Source organism: Campylobacter sp. RM6914, from assembly GCF_004803835.1.
Taxonomy (GTDB): Bacteria; Campylobacterota; Campylobacteria; order Campylobacterales; family Campylobacteraceae; genus Campylobacter_A; species Campylobacter_A californiensis.
In genome coordinates this window covers 1,345,660-1,370,150 of the sequence record NZ_CP012545.1, presented here as the reverse complement: position 1 = coordinate 1,370,150, position 24,491 = coordinate 1,345,660, and the positions used below count along the sequence as shown (strand labels likewise).

The following is a 24,491-nucleotide window of genomic DNA, read 5'->3' as shown; positions in this document are numbered from 1 at the left end:
ATATGTTTTCATATCCAGATGCTTACGACTAGGCGTTCATGCTTAAAAATCACAAGGAATTATCAATGAGTGAACAAAAATTTACCAGAAGAGATTTTCTTCAGTCTGCCTGTATTAGCGTTAGTGCTCTTGCCGTTAGCGGCAGTGGCGTTAGTGCATTTGGGGCAGAAGACACCAAGAAATCAGGAAATTCAAAAGGGCTTCCTTCTTGCGATATATTAATCATCGGCTCAGGCGGTGCAGGACTTAGAGCAGCCGTTGCAGCTAGAAAAAATAATCCAAATTTAACAGTTGTTGTCGCAACAAAAATGATGCCTTCCAGAAACGCAACATGTATGGCTGAGGGCGGTATAAACGGCGTTACTGATTTTTCAAACGGTGACTCATACAAGCTGCATGCTTACGATACTGTAAAGGGTGGAGCTTACTTGGTTGATCAAGATGCGGCGATTAAATTTTGTGAGTTAGCTGGTAAAGCTATCGCTGAGATGGATTTTGCGGGAACGCTTTTTTCAAGAACAGAAAAGGGTGGTGTTGCTCAACGTATGATGGGTGGCGCTTCAAAGAGAAGATGTAACTTTTCTGCCGATAAAACAGGTCATATCTTAATGCACTCTTGCCTAGATGATGCTATCAGTCACGGTGTTAAATTTTTAATGGATCATGAGCTTCTTGAGATAGGTGTTGATGGCGGTAAATGCGAAGGTGCCGTTCTTAGAGATATCCAAACCGGTGAAATTTATCCGATACTTTGTAAGTCGCTAGTTGTTGCAACTGGTGGATATACGAGAATTTTTTATAACAGAACATCTACTCCTTACATCGCTACCGGAGACGGTGTAGCTGCGGCTTTAAGAGCTGGACTTGGCTTTGAAGACCCTGAAATGATACAGTTTCACCCAACAGGCGTTCAAAACGGCGGAACACTTATCACCGAAGCGGCACGTGGCGAGGGTGGATACCTTATAAATAATAAAGGCGAGCGCTTTATGAAAAATTATCACGAGAAAATGGAACTAGCTCCTCGTGATGTTGTTGCTCGTGCTATTGAGATGGAAATTCGCGAAGGTCGCGGATACGGTGAAGGTCTTAGCTCATATGTGCTTTGTGACGTGCGCCATTTAGGTAAAGAAACTATTATGAAAAAACTACCTAAAATTCGCCATACTGCGTTCTTGTTCCAAGATATCGACCTTGTTGAGCAGCCTGTGCCTATTCGCCCGACAGCTCACTACTCTATGGGTGGTATCGAGGTTGTAAGCATTGATGATATGAGCACTAAAATTCCTGGAATTTACGTAGGTGGAGAAGCTTCTTGTATCTCGATCCACGGTGCAAACCGCTTGGGCGGCAACAGTCTAACCGATGCCGTAGTAACAGGTAAACTAGCAGGCGAGGGTGCTACAAAATACGCTACAAACGCTACATTTGGCGAGGGTGCTAAAACAGTTGAACTTGCAAAAGCATGGCAAGCTAAATTTAAAGAGGTAGCAAACGGACAAGGCGGAATGTCTGATATTTACACGCTTCGTGAAGAGCTTGGCAAACAAAACTGGGATAATATGGGAATTTTTAGAACTCAAGATAAACTTGATGCTTTATCAAGTGCACTTGAGGATATCCAGGCTCGTTATGAGAAAATTCGTGTTGCAGATAGCAATGCTGTGATGAATACCGCATTTACCGACTATGTAGAGCTTGGTAACTTGATACTTCTTTCACGCTGTGCTTGTTTAGCTGCACAAAAAAGACTTGAGAGTCGTGGCGCTCACACTAGAGAGGATTTCCCTAAGCGCGACGACGCAAATTTCTTAAAGCACAGTATCGTAAGCATGAAAGATAACAAACTTGAACTTAGCTATAAAAATGTTGTTGTTACTGAGTTCTCACTTGATGGAAGGAAACCACAATGAAAATAATCATCGACCGTTTTGACGGAAAGAAAAAATACGAATCAACTTATGAATTAACTTCAGCAGAGATAGAGAGCAAAACGCTTCTTGGTGTTTTACTACTTATAAAGCAAACAAAAGATGTATCGTTAAATTTCACGGCATCTTGCCGCTCTGCTATATGCGGTGCTTGTGCGGTGCGTGTAAACGGACACTCATACCTTGCCTGTGATACAAAGATGGAAGAGCTACTTGAAGAGTATGAAAACCCAGAAAGCATGAGAATTTCACCTCTAAATAACTTTAGAGTCATAACTGACCTAGTAGTTGACTGGGAGCCAAGTATCGAAAATTTACGTAAAGTAAAACCAACTATCACACCAAAATCAGAATTTAGTGAAAAAACAGGTTGTGTTCAGACGCAAGCAGACGTGGATGCTATCAAAAAGCAATGGGACTGCATCCTATGCGGATGTTGCGCATCTGAGTGTAACAAACTTGAAGCAGATGCGAGTGATTATATGCAGCCATTTGTATTTACACATGCTTATAGGGCTGCTGATGATTCAAGAAGTAAAGATCCTATGATACATCTAAAACCTGCTATAGCTAATGGACTATGGAACTGTGTTCACTGCCAAGAGTGTGTTGATAGATGTCCAAAAGGTATAAGCTCATTCGGAGATATAGAGTCACTTCGTGTTATGGCTATGAAAAAAGGACTAAATGAGGGAATGGGACCTGCTCACGCAGAGGCATTCTTACTTGATATGGTAGAGGGTGACGGTAGACTAAATGAGATCAAGCTAGCCCTTAGAAGTGAGGGAGTATTAGCAAATACTACTAAACTAGATATCGCTTATAACCTAATGAAAGCCGGCAAGATGAATCCTCTTCATATATTTGGCGGAGAGAAGATAGAAGGACACGCAGAGCTTGTTAAGATGGTAGAAGCAGCTAGAAAAGCAGAGAAAGAAGGAACTATAAAATGAGTAATAATAAAGAATTTGCATTTTTCCCGGGTTGCGTATTAAGCCAAGCCGCAAAAGAGTCAAAGATGTCACTTGAGGCTATAGCTCCAATACTTGGTATAACACTACATGAAATTCCAGGCTGGAGCTGCTGTGGTGCTAGCCAGGCTCAATGTGTTGATCCTATAGCTAGCTTAGTAGCTAATGCTAGAAACATAGCACTTGGTGAGAAGATGGGTATGCCAATACTAACAACATGCTCAACTTGTATGCTTACCCTTACAAAAGCTAAAAACACACTTGATAAGGGCGCTAAAGATCGTATAAACACCTTCCTGGCTGAAGGAAATATGAAATACGAAGGCAATACAGAGATAACTAGCCTTTTATGGGTGCTTTATCAAAACCTAGATACTTTAAAAGCAAAAGTTGTTAATCCTCTTTCAAATTTAAAAGTAGCTCTATTTTACGGCTGTCACTCTTTAAGACCAGAACGTGAGCTAACTAAAGAGAGCTCAACTAATCCAAAGAGCTTTGAAGCGGTAGTTGAAGCACTTGGTGCTACTATAGTTCCATTTGAAAAAAGACTTGATTGCTGTGGCTTTCATGCTAGCTATCCAGCAGGTAAATCAGTAAGAAAGATGTCAAGTCAAATAGTAGGTAATGCAGATAGTAACGGAGCGGATGTTGTAGTTACTCCTTGCCCGCTATGCCAAATGCAACTTGATATCTACCAAGAGAGGTATCAAGATGAAAACAACTCAAACATTAGAAAACCTATCATTCACCTATCTCAACTAGTAGGTCTTGCCCTTGGTCTATCTAATAAAGAGTTAGGACTTGATCTAAATATACAAGATGCTACTAGATTAGTAGGCTAAGTAAAAAGATCAAACAATCAATACTTAAGCAATCAGTATTGATTACCTATCTATTAAATAATTAATTAGGGAAGAAATTCCCTAATTGCTCCTAAAAATTAATTTACCAAACTATCTTGTAATATAGTTTCAAAGATTTACTGTTTAAATTTAAGCCATTGGTTTTTAAAACTATACTTTTCTTAAATTTTCATCAGTGGTTTTATACGCGTTTAAATTTAAGTCGTTGGTTTTTAAAAACGAAGAAAACTTATATATTTAATCACTGCAAGCTATCATATGTATTTATATTTAATTATTCTAGCCTATATATATGCTTAGTCACATAATCAATTAATCTAACAACTACAACACAATATACTAATGACACTAATGACACCGATAATGCCACTAATACTAGCAGCAATATCATAAACAATACTAATTAAATTTTAATCCCAGCAAGCTCTTGCATGATTGTTTCATGATGATTTTTAAGGTGGGATAGGCTAGCTTCTTTGGCCTCTTTCGTCTCTTTAAATTCTTTTCTCATGCTTGATAAAATTTTATTTAAAAATGAAGCGTTTGATAGCATTTCATTTTCAAATTCATATAAATTTAACGAGATCAAAACTCTTTCGTAAATTTCATTTGCACTTGGTATGTAAACGGAGAAATTTATCGGATCTTTTTCGTGTGAAACAATGGAATTTTCGATCTTTTCTTTGATGAAGTGAACTGCGATTTTTATTGCATTCTCGTAGTTTGTTATGATTTTTAAATTTAATTTTTCAAAAAATAGTAAAAGTGTTTGGATCTTGGCAAATTTTATCGCTTCAAAATCCCTAAGCACAAGCTCGTAAATTCTTCCTGCATAAGCTCGTATCGTGGCAAATTCGATATCAGAATGCACCGCACTCTCTTTTCTGACACCTTCAAATTCGCTTTTGTATATTAAAAATTCACTTTCTAAATTTTCATAAATTTCACTTAAGGCCGTGCAAAGCTCATCTTGTAAATTCTTTAAATTTTGTCTGTAAATTCTAAAAAATTTTGCTAGTTTAACATCGTTATAGATCAGCTTTGAAAAAATTTCATCATTGTCAAAACTCATTATTTCGTATTCGATTTGATCGATCTTTTTGCCTTTTAATATCGTCTTTTTGTGCTCAAATCGCCTCATTTTCTTTGGCTTCATGCTTGAGACTATCTCGTCTGCTATGACTTTTGCGATTTGCTTGATCTCGTTAAATGCTATCTCGATTTTAGGGGAGAAATTTTGCTTTACAAGAGCCAGGTTTTTTTCTAAATTTTTATCAAAATCGCTAAGAATTTTCATCCCTTTTTCATAAACTTGCATGAAATACTCATGTTCGCTTATCAACTCTTGCGAGATGTTTTTGCACTTTTTAAGGACAAAATTTTGCTTTATCTCTTCATTTGCAAAGGTATTTTCTATCGCCTCTAAAACAGCCTTGAAATTTGAGCTATTTGCCAGAGCCTCATCGCCGTTTTCACGTGCTAAATTTGCCTGTTTTGCAGATATCGGTATTATTTCTTTAAAAATACCGTCAAATGTTGCCTTTGCATGCGTCATGACATTATCAAGCTCGGCTTTGGTTAGCTTATCTTTTTGGTTAAGCACGCATATCGCGCTTTTTTCTTCGCTTTTTACCAGCTCGTTTATTTGGCTTAGTTCACTTGCTCTTGCGGCATTTTCAATAAGACTTAGCCACACAACCCCACAAACATCACTTAAAACCTCCTTGGTGATATTTGTGTCTGAACTTGAAAGCGAGTTTAGGTCAGGGGTGTCTATAAAATTTACACGTTTTAAAATCTCAAGCGGAGCATATATGCAAAGATCCTTTACATCGTCGTTAAATACGCGTTGGTCGACAAATTTCTCTATCTCTGATATGTTTAAATTTAGCTCTTTGCCGTTTTTGTAATCAACCCTAAGCGAAAAATTTTCTCCGTATTTAATGTGTGTAAGGCGAGCGGTTACCGGCGTAACGCCTGTTGGCAAGACATTTTGACCAAGTAGGGCATTTAAAAATGTTGACTTACCGCTTGAAAATTGACCGACGATAGCAACTTGTGCAGGCTCGCATAAAAACAGATCAAGTTTCCTTAGTTCGTTTTTAAGCTCGGCACTTGGGTGAAATTTAGGCTCCAAAAGCGCTTGTTCGAAGCGTTTAAAATCCCCGTAAAAATCATCACTAAAAATTTTAAAGTATGCACTTTTATATGAATTTATAAAGTTTTTAAGCATCTTTCAACCTCTTCATAATCCCCTCAAGTTCGGCTTCAAGCTTTATTGTTTGGTTTAGTTTTTCATTAAATTCTTCGCTTGTTTTATTTAAATTTTTAAGCTCAAGACTTAGGATTTTTTCATTTTGTGATAGTTTTTCTTGTTTTGTCTTTAAATTTTCATCAAGTTGGGCTTGAAATTTTTCTCTCTCAAATATGGCTAAATTTTTTGCAAAATTTATTATGTTTTTATCTTTTAAGAACTCATCAAGCGCACTCAAAACGCCGCTTTGATCCTTTTGTTTTAGGCTTTTTGATATATCGGTGCAAATTTTTACGTAGTCAAAAACGATATTTTGCTTGCTAAGATATTCTCCGATGTTAAAAATTTTACTATCCACTTTTATATTCAAGTCGTTAAAATTTAAATTTAAAGTATCGGTGCAAGATGTTATCTGTCTTAAAATTTCGTTTCTACTAAGTCTTGCGGCATTTAAAATTCCATCATTTAACGCACTTTGAATGATATAATTTATGCGCTTTTCGTCGCTCTTGCCTTGTCTTTTTTGGTATGCATTTTCGTTTATGACTTTGTCTTTGATGGTGTTTGCAAGTCCTTTAAGAGTGAGCAGAAACTGTGAATTTAAGCTGTCTACGTCTATCTTGTCAAGTTCAAATTTAACTGTTTCGTTGATATTTTTTATCTCGTTTTGCAAGGCAAGTTTTTGCTCTTTGATGTCATTTAAATTTTTGTTTAATTCTAAATTTGAGCCGTTTAGAGTTAAAAGTTGGGTTTTGCACTGTCTTAAGAACTCGTCTGCAACAGCGCCAAGTTCCATCTTGTAGGCGTTTATGCTTAGTTTTGATTTGTCGTTGTCTTCTCCAAAAAATGTTTCGTAAAGATACTCTTTAAATTCACTTACGCCGCTATCATCCTTGCCTTCAAAGTATCTTTTTGAGCTTACACTAAAAAATTTCACATCCCTTAAGCCCTCTTTTTCCATGCTTTTTTTCGTGTATTCTATAACTTCGCTTAGCTCTTTTTGGCTTAGCAGATCAGCGTGAGTTAGCACCACTACAAGGCACACGATATGTGAGTTTTTTAGTGAATTTTTTATAAATTCTACATCTTTTTGAGTCGTGCTTTGCGAGGCGTTCATAAGGTGAACCATCAAATCGCATTCGCTCATAAATCTCCTAACAAGCTCTTCTCTTAAAAACACCGCATCATCGATGCCGGGAGTGTCGATTATGCAGATGTTATCTCGTAAAAGCTCCAAGTTTTCATACAGTTCGACGCTTTTTACGGTTTGTGAAATTTTAGTTTTTGCCGAAGTGTAGTTCTTTAGCTCCTCTTTTTTTATTTTTTTACTGCTACCAACTAAATTTAAATGCTCATTATCAGGCGTGATCTCAAGTTGTTTTAGCTCTTCTTCGTTCCAGAAATTTACGTTTGCATAAGGTTCTTTGGCGTGTTTTAATATGGTTAAATTTACTGTTTCAGGCACATTTGAGGTGCCTAGGAGTTTTTCGCCTAAAAGTGCATTTAGTAAGCTTGATTTGCCGGAATTTATCACTCCCGTGAGTGCGACATTAAATTTTAGTTCTTTGATCTTTTGTGTTGCGTTTTGAGCTCTTTGGGTAAAAAAACCATCTTTATCAAGATCAGTGATAATCTTTGAAATTTCATTTAATTTTTCTATCTTATCATGAAAAAAGTCATGCTTGCTTTCGCTTGTTTGATGGTTAAAATTTAGCTCTTGTGATAAATTATTTATAAAGTTTTCTAATTTAATAAATTTTTCATTGCTGATTATATTTTCATCTTTAATAAGTTTTATATTTTTTAGCAGTTTTTGTTTTGATATTTTTGCATTTTTAAGCGCGTTTATTATGCCTATTTGTGCGCTTTGTATACTAAAAACATCGGCTCTTAAGCCTAGCGAATGCAGTATCTGTCTAAATTCGCTAAGCGCGATAAATCTATCAAAATTCTCTTCATCGGCACACACTAAAACTGCTAAAATTCTCTCATCTGCAATGATGACTTTTTCTTTATCTAAAAATAATTTATGCTTCCAAAATTGGTCTAAAAACTCACACATTTCTCACTCTTGGTGTTAAAATTTGTGGCGATTTTAGTATAACTTAACTTAAAAATATGCAAAAATACACAACGTTTACCAAAATGTAACCATTTTTCTAAATTTATGTAAAAAATAAAAATTCCTATGTTATAATGCAAAGATAAAAATTTTTAATATTAGATTTTTAATATTAGATTTTTTTAAATTATCAAAATAGGAGTTCGATATGAAACTAGGCAAACTTAGTTTGGTTGCTGCTGTAGCTCTTGGCTGTTTAGCTAGTGCAAATGCTGCTGACAATCTTGCCGAAGCTCTAAGCAACGGCAAACTTTCTGCTACACTTAAAGCTACTTATGCTGACCATACTGAAAAAGAAGGCACTGCTGATCAAAACAATGAAAACATCTTTGGTGTTGGTGTTGAGCTTGGTTATGTTACAGATCCACTTTATGGATTTAGAATCGGTCTTACAGGTCAAGGCTGGGGATCGCCTTTCCATGTAGATCAAAATTCAAAAATGATGAATAACAAAGAGTGGTGGGCTAATGGCTTTGTACTTTCTGAGGCATATTTAGGCTATGCTGTTGGCAAAACTGACATCAAAGCAGGTCGCCAATACGTAGTTACTCCACTAGTTGCTGGCAACTACACTCGTGCTTTCAAAGAGGCATTTGAGGGTGTGACTATCACAAACAAAGACATCCCTGATACATCTTTATGGGCTGGCTGGTTTTATAAATTCCAAGGCAGAAGTAGTGTTGCTATGGGTAGTAAAATAGACGCTGGTAAAACTCATGCAAATGACACCACGGGACGCGCTCCACTTTTCAAAGATAGAGTAATCCTTGGCAACCTAACTGGACCAAATACTGCTAAATTTGATGATATTTACTCAGTATATATTGAGAACAAATCACTTCCTGGTCTTAAATTAACCGGCGCTTATGCAGCAGTTACTGATGTTGAATTATATCCTACAACGGTTGCTAAAAATGGCGATATCGATTTATATTTAGCAGAAGCTAATTATGTATTGCCGGTAGCCGACCTACTAAAATTAAAATTCGACCTACAATGGAAGGGCTCACGTGCTGATGGTTCACTAGATGCTAAAAATGTAAATCTAGATGGTGATATGCTAGGTGTGCGTGTTGGCGTTTCTGATTTTTACGGATTTGGTGCGTCATATGCATATACAACAGTTAGTGATGATGACGCGGTAATCCTTGGCGTAGGTAACGGACCTGGTTCATACACTGCTATGCCTATTCGTGGACCATTTATATACACAGGTTTTGCAGGTATGGACACTCATAAGTTTATACTAAACTATGACTTTAGTACTATTGGTGTCAAAGGTCTAAAAACAGCTTTACACTATGTAACAGGTGAGCAAGATAGACTATCTAAAAATACTCATGGCGGAAGCGCTTTTGGCAAAACAGCTGGTCAGGCTGCAGAGATAGATGGTTGGGCTATTCAAGCTTCGTATGATATTCCATCGGTTAAAGGTCTTCAAGCAAGTGTAACATACACAGATCTTGATAGAAAAGCAACTAATGCATCAGGTAATAAAGAACATGACTTTGGCGACAAAGAGCTTTGGCTACAATTATCTTATAAATTTAATATCCTAAACTAAAATACTCAAGGCGGGGCTATCCCCGTCTTTTTCTTCTTAATTAATTTTTATAAATAATTTTAAATTTTTATTTGATCTTGCCTTGAAGTATATTATAAAATTAGTTTAATCAAAACCACAATACACGCTTAGTTTATTTTTGTCCATATAGAGTAAATTTGCATTCTTAGTATATGTATTTTTTAAATTTTTAGACTGCGAATATTGATATTAGCATCTAAAATTTATAGGCTCAATTTAACTTATGTTCTCTAAAAGCAACTAATACAGTGAAGTTAAAAATAAGCATATAATACCTCGTGGAATTTTAGAGGCTAAATTTAGAGAAATTTGAAAAATGTTTGTATAGACATAAAGACAGGTAAAATATCACAGATCATAGAAATTTTAGAAGTAGCCTTATGTAGATATTTTAAACAAATAAGAATTTTAATGGCAAACAAATGCTAAAAAGTATCTAACTAAATTTAGTGGTAAATATAGATAACTGAGAGCTATTTTAAAGCCAAAAATGTGTCATTGGGTGTTAAGCTAGTAAAACAACCGGTGTTTTTATTTTGCTAGCTCGTAGCCGTAAACAGAAATAGTGTTAAAGCGAGATGGTAAAGTATATACATAGGTAGTAAATAATTATTCTAGTAAAGAACTGTTATTTATTTAAAGACTTTTAGCAAATTTGACAAGAGTGTGATTTGCTCTAATGGTTGGAGAGCATATGATGTACTTATGGATTATAGTACTAAAGTTCATTATAGAATTAAGCATTGCTTAACTAAATTTCTTGTGTTTGCACTCTCTTTAAGAAGTGGATAAAAAGAGATAGTTTTATCACACATTTAAAAGAGTATGAGCTTAGATGCAATAATAAGGAAAGTTTTTATCTTCTACTTGCAACTACAAATGAGATGAGGTAGAAAATTTATCAAAACCGATAAGAGTTCTTGCAAAGATACGAGCAAAACTAAGTAGAAATTCTCTTAAGTTAAATTGAGCCTTTTTATTGTGTTATTAAAATGGTCTTTACTAGTAATATTTTTAAATAAGATCTGTAAAGCAATAAACAAAACAGCAGAAAAATAAATGATGATCGCTTACTTGAAACCGTTTAAATTTTAGATAAAAGATATAAAAATTTACAAGAAGAAGGAGTTTGAAACATAGTTCAAACTCCATAAGAAGAAGATAAAAGGACGAGTTACTTTTGAACCGCCATTTTTCTACGCATATATGCTATACGGCTTTGAAGTGGTAGGTGTTTAGGGCAGTTATCTTCACAGCCAAGTAAACTCATACAACCAAACACTCCGTCATCATCACCGATAAGCTCATAAAAGTCCTCATCTGTTCTTTTATCAAGTGCGTCGATTTTAAATCTTGCAACACGGTTAAGACCAACTGCACCGATGAAGTCTGGTCTCATGATAGCTGTGCCACATGCTGCTACACATATACCACACTCTATACAACGATCAAGCTCAAAAACTTCTTGTGCCACTTCAGGCTCGACTTTTTCTTCAAGTTTAGCGATTTGTGGCTCATGATCTGTGTGTATCCAGCTCTCAACGCGTTTACTCATCGCATTCATCCAGTTGCCGGTATCTACACTTAAGTCTTTTAATAGCTTAAACACAGGAAGTGGCATAAGTTCGATAACACCACTTTCGTAGTCTTTTGTAAGTGTTCTACATGCAAGTTTTGGTGTGCCGTTCACTAGCATACCGCAACTTCCGCAAATACCCGCACGGCAAACGAAGTCAAAGCTTAGATCCGGATCAAATTTTTCGCGTATTACGTTTAACGCGATAAATAATGACATACCTGGAGTCTCTTCAAGCTCATAACTTGCAAAATGCGGTTTTGAAATTTTAGAGAGTGGGTTATATTTAAACGCTCTAATAGTTATTTTTCTACTCATATCCTATACCTGCTCTTTCGTTTGGTGCTTTGTATTTTTCTTGAAGCTCATAAGGCATAAGTGTATTTTGTATCTCGTATCTGCCTTTGCCTTCAGCTTCCATTTTTGCGCGAATTTCATCAACTTGCGCTTGGCGAACTGCGCTGTCTGGGTGCTCTATAATGTTACCTTTTGCACCATATCCTCTAAATGCCGGTGGAATTTCCATCTTCATGATATCAAGTGGCTCGTAAGCTACTGTTGGCATTGTATCGCCTTCTTTCCAGCTTGTTAGAGTTCTATTTAGCCAGTTTAGGTCGTCGCGTTTTGTATAGTCTTCTCTGTAGTGTGCTCCGCGGCTTTCAGTTCTAAGAAGAGCGCCGTAAGCTATACAAAGTGCTAGTTTTAACATTTTTGGTACACGGTAAGCTTCTTCAAGCTCAGGGTTGCCAAATAAAGTTTTGTTTGTAACTTTAACATCAAGTGATTGTTTATATAGTTCTTCAAGCTCTTTAACGGCTTTTTCAAGCCCCTCGCCTGTTCTAAAGATAGCTACGTGTTCCCACATGATGTCTTTCATGCGATTTTTGATTTCAAATATATTAAATTTACCATCTTTATTAACAAGCTCGTTCATATAATCAAGCTCTTTGTTAACAAATTTTTGTATATTTTCAGTTTTTATCTCGATCTCATGAGAAGCGCAGTAGTCGGCAAAATAATCACCTACAATCATACCAGCAACAACTGTTTCAGAAACTGAGTTGCCGCCAAGTCTGTTAAAGCCGTGCATATCCCAGCAAGCCGCTTCACCAGCACTAAATAAACCTGCTAAAGTTGGACTCTCGCCTGTTGGTTTTGTTTTAATACCACCCATTGAGTAGTGTTGCATAGGAAGGATTGGCGCCCAACCTTTTGGACCCTCATCTGCTGGATCTATACCGTTAAAAATTTGGCAAATTTCTTGAACGTCACGTAAGTTTTTCTCGATATGTTCGCGTCCAAGGATAGATATGTCTAGCCAAACATGCTCGCCGTAAGGGCTTTTTACGCCTTTGCCGTTTCTGATGTGTTCCATGATACGACGACTTACAACGTCACGGCTTGCAAGCTCTTTTTTCTCCGGCTCATAGTCAGGCATAAAGCGATAGCCGTCAACGTCACGAAGAATTCCGCCGTCACCACGACAACCTTCTGTTAGAAGTATACCGCTTGGAACGATTGGAGTTGGGTGGAACTGAACAGCTTCCATATTGCCAAGTTGAGCTACGCCGGTTTCAAGGGCGATAGCAGCACCGATACCCTCACACACAACAGCATTTGTAGTGTGTTTATAAACTCTACCGTAGCCGCCTGTTGCGATCAATGTTCCTTTTGAAACATAAGCTGTTATTTCGCCTGTTACTAGATCACGAACTATCGCTCCGTAGCAGCGGTTGTTTTCGTGGATTAATGCGATAGCCTCTTTGCGATCGTGGATATCAACATTGTGTTTTAAAGCTTCGTTTGCTACGGCAAAAAGCATAGTATGTCCTGTAGCGTCAGCTGTATAACACGTTCTCCATTTTTTTGTACCACCAAAGTCACGAGAGTGGATAAGTCCGTGAACTTCAGGTTTTTCTACGATAGTTGTTTTTTGGGCGTTGATAATAGCGCTTCTTTCGCCTTTTGTAATTCTAGTCCAAGGCACGCCCCATGCGGCAAGCTCTCTAATAGCTTTTGGTGCAGTTTGACAAAACATACGAGCCACTTGTTGATCACAACCCCAGTCGCTACCTTTTACGGTATCGGCAAAGTGTACGTCTTCGTTGTCGCCTTCGCTCATTTTTGAGTTACCAAGGCTTGCTTGCATACCACCTTGAGCTGCAGCCGAGTGGCTTCTTTTTACAGGAATAAGACTTAAAACGATAGTGCTTAGTCCTTTTTCTCCTGCCGCAACAGCAGCTCTAAGTCCAGCTAGACCACCACCTATAACTAATGCATCACAATATTTTACATTCATCTTTTTGCTCCTACTTTACGGTTAGCCAAACAAAGTCAGCAATTAGTGCGATCACAGCTAACGCGCCATACACAGCAAAAACAACGACTTTTGCTTTCTTTCTTTTTTCAAGCATTTCATGTCTGTTCGCGCCATCTATGCTTACCCATTTTACATACAAACGATACATTCCAACGCCTGCATGAACAACCATAAATACAAGAAGTGCAAAGTAGAAAAGTTCTAGTGTAGCAAAATTTTGTGCTGAACTCTCAGCAGTAATATGTCCGCCAAACACTATGTCCACAAGGTGTGCACTAGCTGTGAAGAATAGAGCAAAACCTGTTAAAAACTGAAACCACCAAAGCGTAGTATCGCCGTGTTTCATGCGATCTTTGTGTCCTCTAAACATTTTATATTGTCTATAGTTCGCAGGGAATTTTCTCATGGCTAAAAACGCGTGAGTAATGAACACTGCAAAGATAACAGCAGCAATAACGTTCGTAATCCACCACGTTGCCTCTCCAAACAAAAATTTCGCTTCAGCAAAACCGACGACAGCGTTAAATGCGTCTTTACCTAACAAAATCGTTGAAGTGAAAACCATATGGCACAATATAAAACAGGCTAAAATAAAACCCGTGATACTTTGCCATCTATCCCAAAGCGCAGGCAATCGACTCTTTTTAGTATCGACTCTCTTGCCTAAGAAACCCTCTATCAGCTCACTCATGAGCCCTCCTTTAAATGATTAATTTTAGAAAAAGCTTAAATGGTAAATCTAAAATTTTAATGTAATACTACTACAATATGTCTTTAACCATTATTAAATATTATTGTTAATTTTACGTAAAAAAATATAAATTCCAATTCCGGCGCTAAACATTAATGTGGATAAAATTTGCCCCATTGAAAAATTTAAAAATACAAAGCCTATACCGACATCAGGTTCTCGGTAAAATTCGCAGATAAATCTTGCTAAAGTGTAAAGCACGGCATAGATACAGATAAGCTCTCCGTGAAATTTTTTGTATTTTCTATAGAAAAACAAGATGACAAAAATTACAACACCCTCTAAAAATGCCTCGTAAAGTTGACTTGGATGGCGAAGTGCGCCAAGGACATTTATCGCCCACGGCACATCGCTAACTCGTCCAAACAACTCTTGGTTTAAAAAATTTCCCACACGCCCAAAGAAGTATCCAAATGGTATGGATAAGGCGCATAGATCAAGCAAAAGCCATAAATTTTGTTTGTATTTTTTACAGTAAAGCAAAGTGGCTAGTAAAAATCCCACAACCGCACCATGATAGCTCATGCCGCGAATTCCTACAAATTCACCGTTGTAAAAAGGGTTGAAAATTTGCCATGGGTTTGTAAAATACCACCATGCTTCACCTGAATAAATGGCAATATAGCCAAGTCTTGCGCCCAGTATCACGCCTATTTCCACCCAAAAAAAGTAATTATCAAGCATTGCGTCGGTGATTGGGATTTTGTCTTTTTTAACAAAGTATTTTGCGGCTGCTAATGCGCCAAGTAGGGCTAGAACATACATTATGCCATACCAATGCACGTTAAAGCCAAATAAACTAAAAGCTACTGGGTCAAAGTGGTTATAGATATTATTCCAAGTTGTCATTCAAGTTCTTTATATTTTTTGATGATTTTACTACTAAAAGGCTTAAAAATAGGGTTTTGTGTTAAGTCCAAGCGCCAAAAACTCAACCCCTTCGTGTTCAAAAACATGAGAGAAATCATAAAAATTTTTAAACTCTTTGTCGTTAAATTTAACCGACCATATCGCTCCGGTTTCATTAAATTCACGTTTTAGATCATTTAAATTTTGTGCGTTAAAATAGTGTTCAAAACGACTCATTAAGGTAAATGGAGTAAAAAACACACTCTCATCCTTTATCTCAAATTCAATAAGCTCAGCTTCGTTTATGGCCAAATTTACCGCTCCGCCATATGCTCGCACCAATCCTCCCGTGCCAAGCTTGATACCTCCAAAATACCTTACGATAAATACACATGTGTCAACAAGATCGGCTCCTCTTAGTGCGTTAAGGCTTGGTGCTCCGCTTGTGCCCTTTGGCTCGCCGTCATCGCTTTGGTTTTCTACTATCTGAGCGTATTTATTTAGTTCTCTATAAGCCCAAACGATATGTACTGCTTTTGGATGTTGGTCTTTTAGCTGTTCGTGGAGAGTTCTAAATTCTGCCATCGGCGCTAGGTAGCTTATGAAAGTTGATTTTTTGATCTCTGTTTTGGCGGTTGAAATTTTAGATACGGTTTGCAAATTTTCCTCTGTTTTTAGAAAGAATTTTAGCTTATCTTTTATAAATTTATTTTATGGTTGATATTAAGATGGGTTGTTGTTTGATTATTTCAGGCGATCGCCTCTTAAATTTGGATCGTAGTGAAACTAAATTTCAAGGCGAAAGCTTTTTGATGTAAAATTTAAGAAATTTCTGTTTTGTAAAGATCAGTTCTTTCTAGTTGCTGCGTCCGGAGTGAAAAGTTGTTTATCCATTAGCTTAAATTCGCCTATGAATTTTTGTCCCTCTTCGCTGATTATCCAGTTGCCAAATTTATCTGCATTTTCTATATCTGTTTTAGGACAGTGTTTAGGGCTTACAGAGATAACTGAGTAGAAGTTTTTAAGCGCTTTGTCTCCTTCATTTACGATAACTAGATCAGGGTTGCCTTTGGCGTTTGCTTCGTATTTGATGTATGTTCCGCGATCTGTAAACGTAACGCCTTTTTGCTCTGCCGCGATGTTAATGGTAGCTATCATGCCTTGACCTGTTTGTGAGTAAAAGCCGTCTTTTTCAGGTACTTCACCAAGTATGCTTTTCCAAATACCTTTTTCTTTATTGTCCGTGCCTGATTTGTCGCCACGTGAGAAGAATTTGATATTTTGAGCTTTTATCATCTCAAACGCACTCTTTAGATCTTTGTCTTTAAATTTATCGGCGATTGATTTATCGGCGATTAAAACAAAGTCGTTATACATAACAGCTTTTCTTTCTACGCCATATCCCTTTTCTATGAATTCTTTTTCAGCTTTTGGAGAGTGCACGAAAAGCACGTCAACGTCACAGTTTCGACCCATTTTTAAAGCAGCTCCTGTTCCTACTGCAGTAAATTTTAGATCAACCCCTGTTTTTGCCTTATAAACAGGCACTATCGCATCAAGCAAGCCCGTATCTGCCGTGCTTGTTGTGGTTGCCATAGTTAGGTCGGTGTCTGCGGCAAACATGGCAGATGCAAGAAGCATAGAACTTAAAAGTATTTTCTTCATAGAATTCTCCTTAAGATTTGGTATTAAAAATATGCTATAATAGCATAAAAAGTTAAATTTAATATGCATTTTTTACATAAAATATTTTAAATCACAAAGGTTATTTTTTGGATTTTATACTTGAAGGGATTAGGGGGGCTTTTGGGCTACTTTTTAGCGGAGACGAATCGACGTATTCAGCTATATTTGCCACGTTAAAAAGCTCTAGTGTGTCGATAGTAGCGGCACTTTTGGTTGGACTCCCGCTTGGTTTTGCTCTTGGTTTTTATAAATTTAAGTTTGCAAAGGCTTTAAAGCTACTTAGCGACACAATGCTTGCCATGCCTACGGTTGCGGTTGGGCTTATTATCTATGCTTTTATCACTCGCAACGGTCCACTAGGAGATCTTGAACTACTTTTTACCTTAAAGGCTGTAATGCTAGGGCAGTTTGTTCTAGCTCTTCCTATTATCGTTTCGCTAAGCTCAAGTGTGGTTGAAAATATGGATGAAAGGCACTATCTAAGCATACTTTCATATCGTTTAAGCCCTGCACAACTTGCCTTTTGTGTGCTTTATGAGCTTCGTTATTCGCTTATGGTTGTTGTTGCTACGGCTTATGGACGCATAGTCGCAGAGGTTGGAGTTGCCATGTTGATAGGCGGCAACATCAAATACTTTACTCGCACTATCACAACCGCCATATCTCTTGAAACAAGCAAAGGCGAGTTTAATATGGGCATAGCCTTGGCGCTTGTTTTAATTAGTATTGCATTTTTGGTAAATTTGCTTATTCATGCTTTAAAAAGGCTTGATAGATGATAAAGATACGAAATTTAAAGCTTGATTATAAAAATTTTACCGCTCTTGATATAAAAAATTTAGATATAAGCACAAGTCAAACTACTGCACTTTCTGGCTTTAACGGAAGTGGTAAAAGCACTCTTATAAAGTGTATTTCTGGACTTTTAAAGCCAAGCGAGGGAAGTATAAAAATTTGGGATAAAGAGCTTAACAAGATGAGTCTTGGCGAGCTTAAGCAAATAGCAGTCTTACTCCCCGAGCCTAGCTTGCTAAAAAGAAGTGTAAGGGAGAACTTTAAATTCGCTTTAAGAAGTAGAAATCAGGAAGCTAAATTTAATGCTATAGTACCTGAAGTGCTTGAGCTTGTCGGGCTTGACGAGAGTTTTTTAGATAAGGCTCACTTTGAACTTAGCTCAGGGCAAAATAAACGCATAGCCTTTGCACTTTTGTTGTCGTTGCGGGCTCGGTTAAATTTACTTGATGAGCCGACAAATGCCGTGGATATGGGAACTTCGAGGCTTTTTAGTAAAGCGATAGAGTATGTAAAAGAGCAACACGACTCAAATTTCATCATCGCCAGCCATGATGAAAAATGGTTAAGCGCAATAAGCGACGAGAATATATTTTTGCATAACGGTAGGGTTAGTGAATTTGAGCTTAAAAATATTTTCGATGCAAAAGACGGAGCCATAAATTTTGGGGATTTTTCATTGTTTTTGCCACAAGAGTTAAAAGATGCACAAAAGATCGCGATAAATCAAAATTTAATAACCATAAACGAAGAAAATGCTAAATTTGAGGGAATTTTGCACTCTGTTTCACTTTATTTTGGCAACAAGTCGCTTATCAAGATAAAGGCGGGGGATTTTTTACTAAAGTGTATAGTTGGTTCCAATAGGCTAAAAAGTGAAGAGCTTGCCACCGGAAAAAGAGTAAAATTTAACGTTCCTCAAAGTGCTTTTTTAGCCATCGAGTGATAAAATAACGCAAATTTTCAAAGGACACAAATGCTACAAACTTGTTTATTTCCGGCGGCAGGATACGGAACTAGATTTTTACCTGCGACAAAATCCTTGCCAAAAGAGATGCTCCCTATTATTACAAAACCTCTTGTTCATTACGGAGTAGAAGAGGCACTTGAGTCGGGCATGGATAATATGGCGTTTGTAGTGGGACGTGGAAAACGTGCTTTGGAGGATTATTTTGATATAAGCTACGAGTTAGAACATCAAATAGCAGGCACTAGTAAAGAACCGCTATTAACTGACATTAGAAAAATAATGGGCTCATGCACTTTTTCTTTTACTCGCCAAAATGAGATGAGAGGTCTTGGTCATGCCATATATACCGGTAAAACCTTAGTTCGTGACGAGGCTTTTGGTGTGATTTTGGCAGATGACCTTTGTATAAATGAAGATGGCGAAAACGTCTTGTCGCAGATGATGAGAATTTATGAGCGGTATCGCTGCTCTATCGTTGCCGTTATGGAAGTTGAAAGAGAGCAAACCAAAAGTTACGGCGTGGTAAGCGGTAGATTTATAGAAGATGATTTGCTTATGGTTGATGATATGGTTGAAAAACCGGATCCTAGCGAAGCACCGACAAATTTGGCAATTATTGGTAGATATATATTAACTCCTGATATTTTTGATATTTTAGAGCATACAAAGCCTGGTAAAAACGGTGAAATTCAGATAACTGACGCGTTAAAAACTCAGGCAAAGCAGGGTATGGTTTTGGCATATAAATTTAAAGGTAGACGTTTTGATTGCGGTAGTATAGATGGCTTCATGGAGGCTACAAACTTCTTTTATGCAAAAGAGTATAAAAAATGATAAAAAATATATTTAGATTTAACTTAATAGATTCAACTACGATAGACGCTTATGCTGCACGCATAAATGACGAATATAAAAACGGTCAGATAGGATACTATCATCTGCCATCAACGGGGCTTAAGACGGTTGATGAAATTTATGTATATGAAAAAAGTTTATCTTATATTAAAAACATTGTATTAGTAGGTATCGGAGGAAGCTCTCTTGGGGTTAAAGCTATAAGATCCATGCTTAAGTCAAAAAAGCAAAAACGCCAATTGTATGTCCTTGACAATGTTGACCCTCAAAGCTACAAAGCGGTCATGGATGATATAAAATTTGAAGAAACTTTGTTTATCGTAAGTTCAAAATCAGGCAATACGATCGAAACCATCACGATATTTAAGTGCATTTTGGACGAATTTAAACCTAAAAATTTAAGCAAAAATTTCTTGATAATAACAGATTCTGGAACAAATTTAGAAGAATTTGCAAAAAATAACTCTATAAAAGTGTTTAATATCCCACAAAATGTAGGTGGCAGGTTTAGTGTTTTAAGTGCTATTGGGCTTGTTCCTTTGGCGCTTTGCGGATATGACATAAAAGAGCTTTTAGAAGGGGCGTTGGAATGCAAAAGTCGTTACATAGACAAAAACGATACAAGTCTAATGGCAAAGGCGTACCACTACGCAATTCACAGAAACGCCCATATAAATGTTGTCTTTGGTTATTGCGATAGATTTCGTGAATTCAACGACTGGTATGTTCAGCTTTGGGCTGAAAGCCTTGGAAAGAAAAAAGGCTTCAAACGTGTCGGCAGAACTCCTATCGGACTTATTGGCTCAAGTGATCAACATAGTTTTTTACAGCTTATCATGGATGGCATCAAGGATAAAACCGTAACTTTTATCAAAATTTGTGAAAGTACCGAGGTGGCTGTTCCTGGCATTAGTTTAAAAGGACTTGAGGAGTGTGACTTTGTTGCGGGACTTAGTCTAAATAGGCTTTTAAACGCCCAGTGTGACGCAACAGCCATGGCTCTTGTGCAAGAAGGTTTAAGTGTGGATATTTTAGAGCTTGATAGGCTTGATGAGAGACATGTCGGATTTTTGATATTTTACTATGAGCTTTTAACTTCAGCCGTGGGAGTAATGCTTGGTGTTAATACATACGATCAGCCTGGCGTTGAGATAGGCAAGCGTATATTAAAAACCATGCTCAAGAAATAAATTTTACTTACATTAAAATATATAAAAATATTTCGTAAGTAGTCTAAAAATGCCAGTTATCAAATTTTAATCAACATTTTGGCAAAATATAAAATTTAAAAAATTCACTAAGGATAAATATGCTTGAAGTTAAGGGACTTACGCAGCGTTTTGCTAGCAGTTTGCTTTTTGAAGATGTAAATTTGGTGTTAAAGCGCCAAAACAGATATGGACTTATCGGAGCAAATGGCGCAGGTAAATCGACATTTTTAAAAATTTTAAGCGGTGATATAGAAGCAAGTAGCGGCGAGATAGTAATTGAAAATGGACTTCGTGTCGGAGTTCTTGGTCAAGATCAGTTTGCTTTTGAAAATTTTACGTTAAAAGATGCTGTGCTTTACGGCAACAAACGCCTTTATGACGCAGTAAGAGAGAAAGAAAAGCTTTATATGAGCGAGGAATTTACGGATGAGATCAATGATCGCTTGAGTGAGCTTGAGATCATTTCCGCAGAAGAAGACCCGACTTATGAGTATGAAACGCGTATCGAGAAAATTTTAAGTTCGCTTGGACTAAATGAATTTGATAAACTTATGAGCGAGGTTGAAAACTCAGATAAAGTAAAAGTGCTTTTGGCACAAGTGTTGTTTCCAAAGCCTGATATTTTGTTTCTTGACGAACCTACAAATAACCTTGACATCGATGCTATCGCTTGGCTTGAAAACGAGTTGAACCGCCACGAAGGAACGCTTGTAGTTATCAGCCACGATCGTCACTTTCTAAACCGTGTTTGCACGCATATCCTTGATGTTGATTTTAAGAAAATTCGCGAATTTACCGGTAACTACGATGAATGGTATATGGCTGCAAATTTGATAGCTAAACAACATGAGATGGAGCGTGATAAAAAGCTAAAAGAGAAAGAGGAGCTTGAAAAATTTATCGCTCGTTTCTCCGCAAATGCCTCAAAAGCTCGTCAGGCAACAAGTCGTGCAAAGCAGCTGGCAAAGCTTGACATTCAAGAGATAGCGGTCTCTAGTCGTCGCGATCCTAGCATTTTGTTCCGTGCAAATCGTGAGATAGGAAATGAGCTTATCGAGCTAAGTGGAATTTCAAAGAAATTTGATGATAAGGTTATTTTTGAGAATTTAAATTTCAAACTAGAAAAGGGCGATAAAGTAGCTATTATAGGACACAACGGCGTAGGCAAAACCACGCTTTGTAAGATCATTACTGGTGAGCTAGCACCAGACAGTGGAACCGTCCATATCGGTGCTACCATTGAGCTAGGATGCTTTGCGCAAGATACGGTAAATAAGATTGATGGCGATCTAAAACTATATGAATATCTGCAGGATGCAAAAAACAAAGACATAGATGAAATTCGCAAATGCCTTGGTAGGATGCTTTTTAGCGGCGCCGATCAAGAAAAGGCTGTAGGCACGCTAAGTGGCGGCGAAAAACATCGCGTTCGCCTTTCTCAGCTTATGCTACACAAGCCAAATTTGATGATCATGGATGAGCCAAACAACCATCTTGACCTTGAAGCTATCATCGCTCTTGGTGAAGCTTTTTATAATTTTAGCGGTTCTGTTATCTGTGTAAGTCACGATAGAGAGTTAATTGACGCTTTTGCAAATAGAATTTTGCACCTAAAAGGTAATGGCGAAGTTGTTGATTTCCGTGGAAGTTATGAAGAATACCGCACGAGCTTAGGATTAGACGCTTAAAATTATTATAAATTTCGACCCGACAAATTTTATAAAGTCGGGCCATCCTCTTCTTTTTAATATTCATATATAATTTTTTTACTTAAGTTTTATGTTTAAATCTTTATATAAAGCTACTGTTTGTGGTTATAATGGGATAAATTTAACACATTTTGCTCTCATAAAAGTAAATGGATATAATATTTTTCTAAAAATTAGCTAAATTTTAAAAATTTTGTAAGAGAAGTCTTAAACAATATTTTCTAGGATAAGGCAAAAATGAAAATTATCATAAAAAGCGCCAAAATTTAGAATTTCTGCATAAAATTTATAAAACTTTTAATACTATTTTGGATAAAAATTATCAAAAAATCATGCTCTAAGCTTAAAAAGCATGGTAGATATATGAGAAAATACGCAATATTTTAATAATAAAAAAATAACATTTTAAAAAAATATCATTTTTTGTCAATCAAAAATATAAATTTTAACTTAAATTATATTTTTAGTATTAACCAAAAGTGCGATTAAATGAGATTTTTGAAGAAAGTTTAAAAAATAAAATCCAAATTAATTTAAAAAATTAAAAAAAGAGATATAGTTTCACTAACAATTTTCTTAAAGGAGAAATGATGGGAACAAGAAAAGAACACGACTTCATTGGTGAGCTAGAGATAGACGACAGCGTTTATTACGGTGTGCAGACTTTCAGAGCGCTTGAGAATTTTCATATGAGCGGTAGAACTCTTAAGGATTATCCGTTTTTTGTAAAAGCATTTGCTCAGATAAAAAAAGCAGCTGCACTAGCTAACAAAGAGGTTGGTGTTTTGGATGCCGATAAGGCCGATGCTATAGCTAAAGCTTGCGATGAGATAATTGCAGGTAAATATCTTGACCAATTTGTAGTTGATATGATACAAGGTGGCGCTGGAACATCTACAAATATGAACGCAAATGAGGTTATCACAAACATTGCACTTGAGCTAATGGGTCATAAAAAAGGTGAGTATCAATACCTACATCCAAACGATCACACCAACCTTGGTCAAAGCACAAATGATGCTTATCCGAGTTCAATAAAAGTAGCTGCGCATGCCAAACTTGGCGATCTTCTTAAAGCCATGGAAGAGTTAAAGACTGAGCTTGAAATAAAAGCAAAAGACTTTAAAGACATAATCAAAATGGGTAGAACAGAGCTTGAAGATGCTGTTCCTACAACACTTGGTAATACCTTTAACGCGTTTGCAAGCTATATTAAAAGCGATATCGCTAAAATCACAGCTGCTCGCGAAACTTTAACTCATCTAAACATGGGTGCTACTGCGATAGGAACTGGCATTAACTGCCACCCTGACTATAAATTCGTAGTTGAGAAAAAGTTAAGCGCTATTACGGGGGTTGATTTTAAACCGGCTGAAGATTTTATCGCTGCTACACAAGATACAGGAGATTTTGTTCATGTAAGCGGTGCTCTAAAAACAGCTGCTGTTAGACTAAGTAAGATCGCAAACGATTTAAGATTAATGAACTCAGGTCCAAGATGCGGTTTAGGTGAGATCAATCTACCTCAAATGCAACCTGGTAGTTCAATCATGCCTGGTAAAGTAAATCCGGTTATTGCTGAAGTGGTAGGCGAGGCTTGCTATGAAGTTATCGGTAATGACGTAACTATAATGCTTTGCAGTGAGAGAGGAGAATTTGAACTAAATGCGTTTGAGCCAGGTATAGCTTATGGATTATTTAACTCTATTACAATCCTTGAAAACGCAATGAAAACATTGTCTGAAAAAGCTATCAAAAAACTTACTGCAAATCCTGAAGCTTGCTTAAAATCAGTACTAGGCTCTGTAGGTATAGTTACAGCGTTTAACCCTTATATTGGTTATGAAAAATCAGCATCTATTGCTAAAGAAGCTTTACAAACAGGCAAAGCCGTAGGTGATATCTGCTTAGAAAGAGGATATTTAACTAAAGAAGAGATCGATAAGATTCTTGAGCCAAAAAATATGCTAAATCCAAGCATGGGCAAATAAATTTAAGATAAGTATTTGGTTGAATATGTCAAAATTCAACCAAATGTTCTTAAAA

At 36.9% G+C, this 24,491-nt stretch carries 18 protein-coding genes; 10 read left to right on the top strand and 8 right to left on the bottom strand.

Annotated elements, in window-relative coordinates; translation table 11 throughout:
• Positions 1-65: 65 nt before the first annotated feature.
• Genes sdhA through sdhE form a run of 3 tightly spaced genes read left to right on the top strand, consistent with a single transcriptional unit; the run spans position 66 to position 3,744 of the window.
• The gene (gene sdhA, locus CCAL_RS07170) at positions 66-1,913 is read left to right on the top strand and encodes an 8-methylmenaquinol:fumarate reductase flavoprotein subunit (protein ID WP_170016978.1); all 1,848 of its coding nucleotides are present in this window, start codon (positions 66-68) and stop codon (positions 1,911-1,913) included.
• Positions 1,910-2,884 carry an 8-methylmenaquinol:fumarate reductase iron-sulfur subunit gene (gene sdhB, locus CCAL_RS07165; RefSeq protein ID WP_172285122.1) on the top strand — a complete coding sequence of 325 codons (975 nt, stop codon included), beginning with the start codon at positions 1,910-1,912 and terminating at the stop codon, positions 2,882-2,884. The genes sdhA and sdhB overlap by 4 nt, the downstream gene beginning before the upstream one ends.
• Positions 2,881-3,744 (top strand): 8-methylmenaquinol:fumarate reductase membrane anchor subunit, encoded by an 864-nt coding sequence (gene sdhE / locus CCAL_RS07160; RefSeq protein WP_169938891.1) that lies wholly within the window; start codon positions 2,881-2,883, stop codon positions 3,742-3,744. Before sdhB ends, sdhE begins: the two co-directional genes overlap by 4 nt.
• 424 nt (positions 3,745-4,168) lie before the next feature.
• On the opposite strand, the gene CCAL_RS07155 is transcribed toward sdhE, so the two are convergent.
• Both CCAL_RS07155 and CCAL_RS07150 read right to left on the bottom strand, forming a co-directional pair.
• Positions 4,169-5,998 carry a dynamin family protein gene (locus tag CCAL_RS07155; RefSeq protein ID WP_172285121.1) on the bottom strand — a complete coding sequence of 610 codons (1,830 nt, stop codon included), beginning with the start codon at positions 5,996-5,998 and terminating at the stop codon, positions 4,169-4,171.
• Complete coding sequence (locus CCAL_RS07150) at positions 5,991-8,081, bottom strand: dynamin family protein (RefSeq protein ID WP_170017177.1); 2,091 nt, start codon at positions 8,079-8,081, stop codon at positions 5,991-5,993. The genes CCAL_RS07155 and CCAL_RS07150 overlap by 8 nt, the downstream gene beginning before the upstream one ends.
• Before the next feature lie 208 nt (positions 8,082-8,289).
• On the opposite strand from CCAL_RS07150, the gene CCAL_RS07145 reads away from it, so the two are divergent.
• Positions 8,290-9,705, top strand: coding sequence for an OprD family outer membrane porin (locus tag CCAL_RS07145; RefSeq protein WP_170017175.1), 1,416 nt, complete (start codon positions 8,290-8,292; stop codon positions 9,703-9,705).
• Positions 9,706-10,900: 1,195 nt separating this feature from the next.
• Here CCAL_RS07145 and CCAL_RS07140 read toward each other — a convergent pair.
• The 6 genes from CCAL_RS07140 to tupA form a co-directional block, all read right to left on the bottom strand.
• On the bottom strand, positions 10,901-11,620 hold the full coding sequence (locus tag CCAL_RS07140; protein WP_169937673.1) for a fumarate reductase iron-sulfur subunit: 720 nt from the start codon (positions 11,618-11,620) through the stop codon (positions 10,901-10,903).
• A complete protein-coding gene (locus CCAL_RS07135; protein WP_170000311.1) occupies positions 11,613-13,601 on the bottom strand; it encodes a fumarate reductase flavoprotein subunit in 1,989 nt (662 codons plus the stop codon). The genes CCAL_RS07140 and CCAL_RS07135 overlap by 8 nt, the downstream gene beginning before the upstream one ends.
• A 10-nt stretch (positions 13,602-13,611) precedes the next feature.
• On the bottom strand, positions 13,612-14,313 hold the full coding sequence (locus CCAL_RS07130; RefSeq protein WP_169937677.1) for a fumarate reductase cytochrome b subunit: 702 nt from the start codon (positions 14,311-14,313) through the stop codon (positions 13,612-13,614).
• Between the two features lie 93 nt (positions 14,314-14,406).
• The gene (gene lgt, locus CCAL_RS07125) at positions 14,407-15,222 is read right to left on the bottom strand and encodes a prolipoprotein diacylglyceryl transferase (RefSeq protein ID WP_170017173.1); all 816 of its coding nucleotides are present in this window, start codon (positions 15,220-15,222) and stop codon (positions 14,407-14,409) included.
• Between the two features lie 42 nt (positions 15,223-15,264).
• Complete coding sequence (locus CCAL_RS07120; protein WP_169937681.1) at positions 15,265-15,882, bottom strand: IMPACT family protein; 618 nt, start codon at positions 15,880-15,882, stop codon at positions 15,265-15,267.
• A 186-nt stretch (positions 15,883-16,068) separates the two neighbouring features.
• The gene (tupA, locus tag CCAL_RS07115; protein WP_170017171.1) at positions 16,069-16,887 is read right to left on the bottom strand and encodes a tungstate ABC transporter substrate-binding protein TupA; all 819 of its coding nucleotides are present in this window, start codon (positions 16,885-16,887) and stop codon (positions 16,069-16,071) included.
• Positions 16,888-16,994: 107 nt separating this feature from the next.
• Between tupA and tupB the strand changes: the two genes are divergently transcribed.
• From tupB to CCAL_RS07085, 6 genes are all read left to right on the top strand, one after another.
• A complete protein-coding gene (tupB, locus tag CCAL_RS07110; protein WP_169937685.1) occupies positions 16,995-17,687 on the top strand; it encodes a tungstate ABC transporter permease TupB in 693 nt (230 codons plus the stop codon).
• Positions 17,684-18,646, top strand: coding sequence for a tungstate ABC transporter ATP-binding protein TupC (gene tupC, locus CCAL_RS07105; RefSeq protein ID WP_172285120.1), 963 nt, complete (start codon positions 17,684-17,686; stop codon positions 18,644-18,646). Before tupB ends, tupC begins: the two co-directional genes overlap by 4 nt.
• A gap of 30 nt (positions 18,647-18,676) precedes the next feature.
• Positions 18,677-19,504: a UTP--glucose-1-phosphate uridylyltransferase GalU gene (galU, locus tag CCAL_RS07100; protein ID WP_172285119.1), complete on the top strand. Its 828-nt coding sequence runs from the start codon at positions 18,677-18,679 to the stop codon at positions 19,502-19,504.
• Positions 19,501-20,715 (top strand): glucose-6-phosphate isomerase, encoded by a 1,215-nt coding sequence (locus tag CCAL_RS07095; protein WP_170017165.1) that lies wholly within the window; start codon positions 19,501-19,503, stop codon positions 20,713-20,715. The genes galU and CCAL_RS07095 overlap by 4 nt, the downstream gene beginning before the upstream one ends.
• 119 nt (positions 20,716-20,834) lie before the next feature.
• The gene (locus CCAL_RS07090; protein WP_170017163.1) at positions 20,835-22,424 is read left to right on the top strand and encodes an ABC-F family ATP-binding cassette domain-containing protein; all 1,590 of its coding nucleotides are present in this window, start codon (positions 20,835-20,837) and stop codon (positions 22,422-22,424) included.
• Positions 22,425-23,035: 611 nt separating this feature from the next.
• Positions 23,036-24,436, top strand: coding sequence for an aspartate ammonia-lyase (locus CCAL_RS07085; RefSeq protein ID WP_169937695.1), 1,401 nt, complete (start codon positions 23,036-23,038; stop codon positions 24,434-24,436).
• Positions 24,437-24,491: the final 55 nt, after the last annotated feature.

Coding starts and splice junctions, on each gene's coding strand:
- sdhA (WP_170016978.1), top strand. CDS start 66: ATGAGTGAACAAAAATTTACCAGAAGAGATTTTCTTCAGTCTGCCTGT.
- sdhB (WP_172285122.1), top strand. CDS start 1,910: ATGAAAATAATCATCGACCGTTTTGACGGAAAGAAAAAATACGAATCA.
- sdhE (WP_169938891.1), top strand. CDS start 2,881: ATGAGTAATAATAAAGAATTTGCATTTTTCCCGGGTTGCGTATTAAGC.
- CCAL_RS07155 (WP_172285121.1), bottom strand. CDS start 5,998: ATGCTTAAAAACTTTATAAATTCATATAAAAGTGCATACTTTAAAATT.
- CCAL_RS07150 (WP_170017177.1), bottom strand. CDS start 8,081: ATGTGTGAGTTTTTAGACCAATTTTGGAAGCATAAATTATTTTTAGAT.
- CCAL_RS07145 (WP_170017175.1), top strand. CDS start 8,290: ATGAAACTAGGCAAACTTAGTTTGGTTGCTGCTGTAGCTCTTGGCTGT.
- CCAL_RS07140 (WP_169937673.1), bottom strand. CDS start 11,620: ATGAGTAGAAAAATAACTATTAGAGCGTTTAAATATAACCCACTCTCT.
- CCAL_RS07135 (WP_170000311.1), bottom strand. CDS start 13,601: ATGAATGTAAAATATTGTGATGCATTAGTTATAGGTGGTGGTCTAGCT.
- CCAL_RS07130 (WP_169937677.1), bottom strand. CDS start 14,313: ATGAGTGAGCTGATAGAGGGTTTCTTAGGCAAGAGAGTCGATACTAAA.
- lgt (WP_170017173.1), bottom strand. CDS start 15,222: ATGACAACTTGGAATAATATCTATAACCACTTTGACCCAGTAGCTTTT.
- tupA (WP_170017171.1), bottom strand. CDS start 16,887: ATGAAGAAAATACTTTTAAGTTCTATGCTTCTTGCATCTGCCATGTTT.
- tupC (WP_172285120.1), top strand. CDS start 17,684: ATGATAAAGATACGAAATTTAAAGCTTGATTATAAAAATTTTACCGCT.
- galU (WP_172285119.1), top strand. CDS start 18,677: ATGCTACAAACTTGTTTATTTCCGGCGGCAGGATACGGAACTAGATTT.
- CCAL_RS07095 (WP_170017165.1), top strand. CDS start 19,501: ATGATAAAAAATATATTTAGATTTAACTTAATAGATTCAACTACGATA.
- CCAL_RS07090 (WP_170017163.1), top strand. CDS start 20,835: ATGCTTGAAGTTAAGGGACTTACGCAGCGTTTTGCTAGCAGTTTGCTT.
- CCAL_RS07085 (WP_169937695.1), top strand. CDS start 23,036: ATGGGAACAAGAAAAGAACACGACTTCATTGGTGAGCTAGAGATAGAC.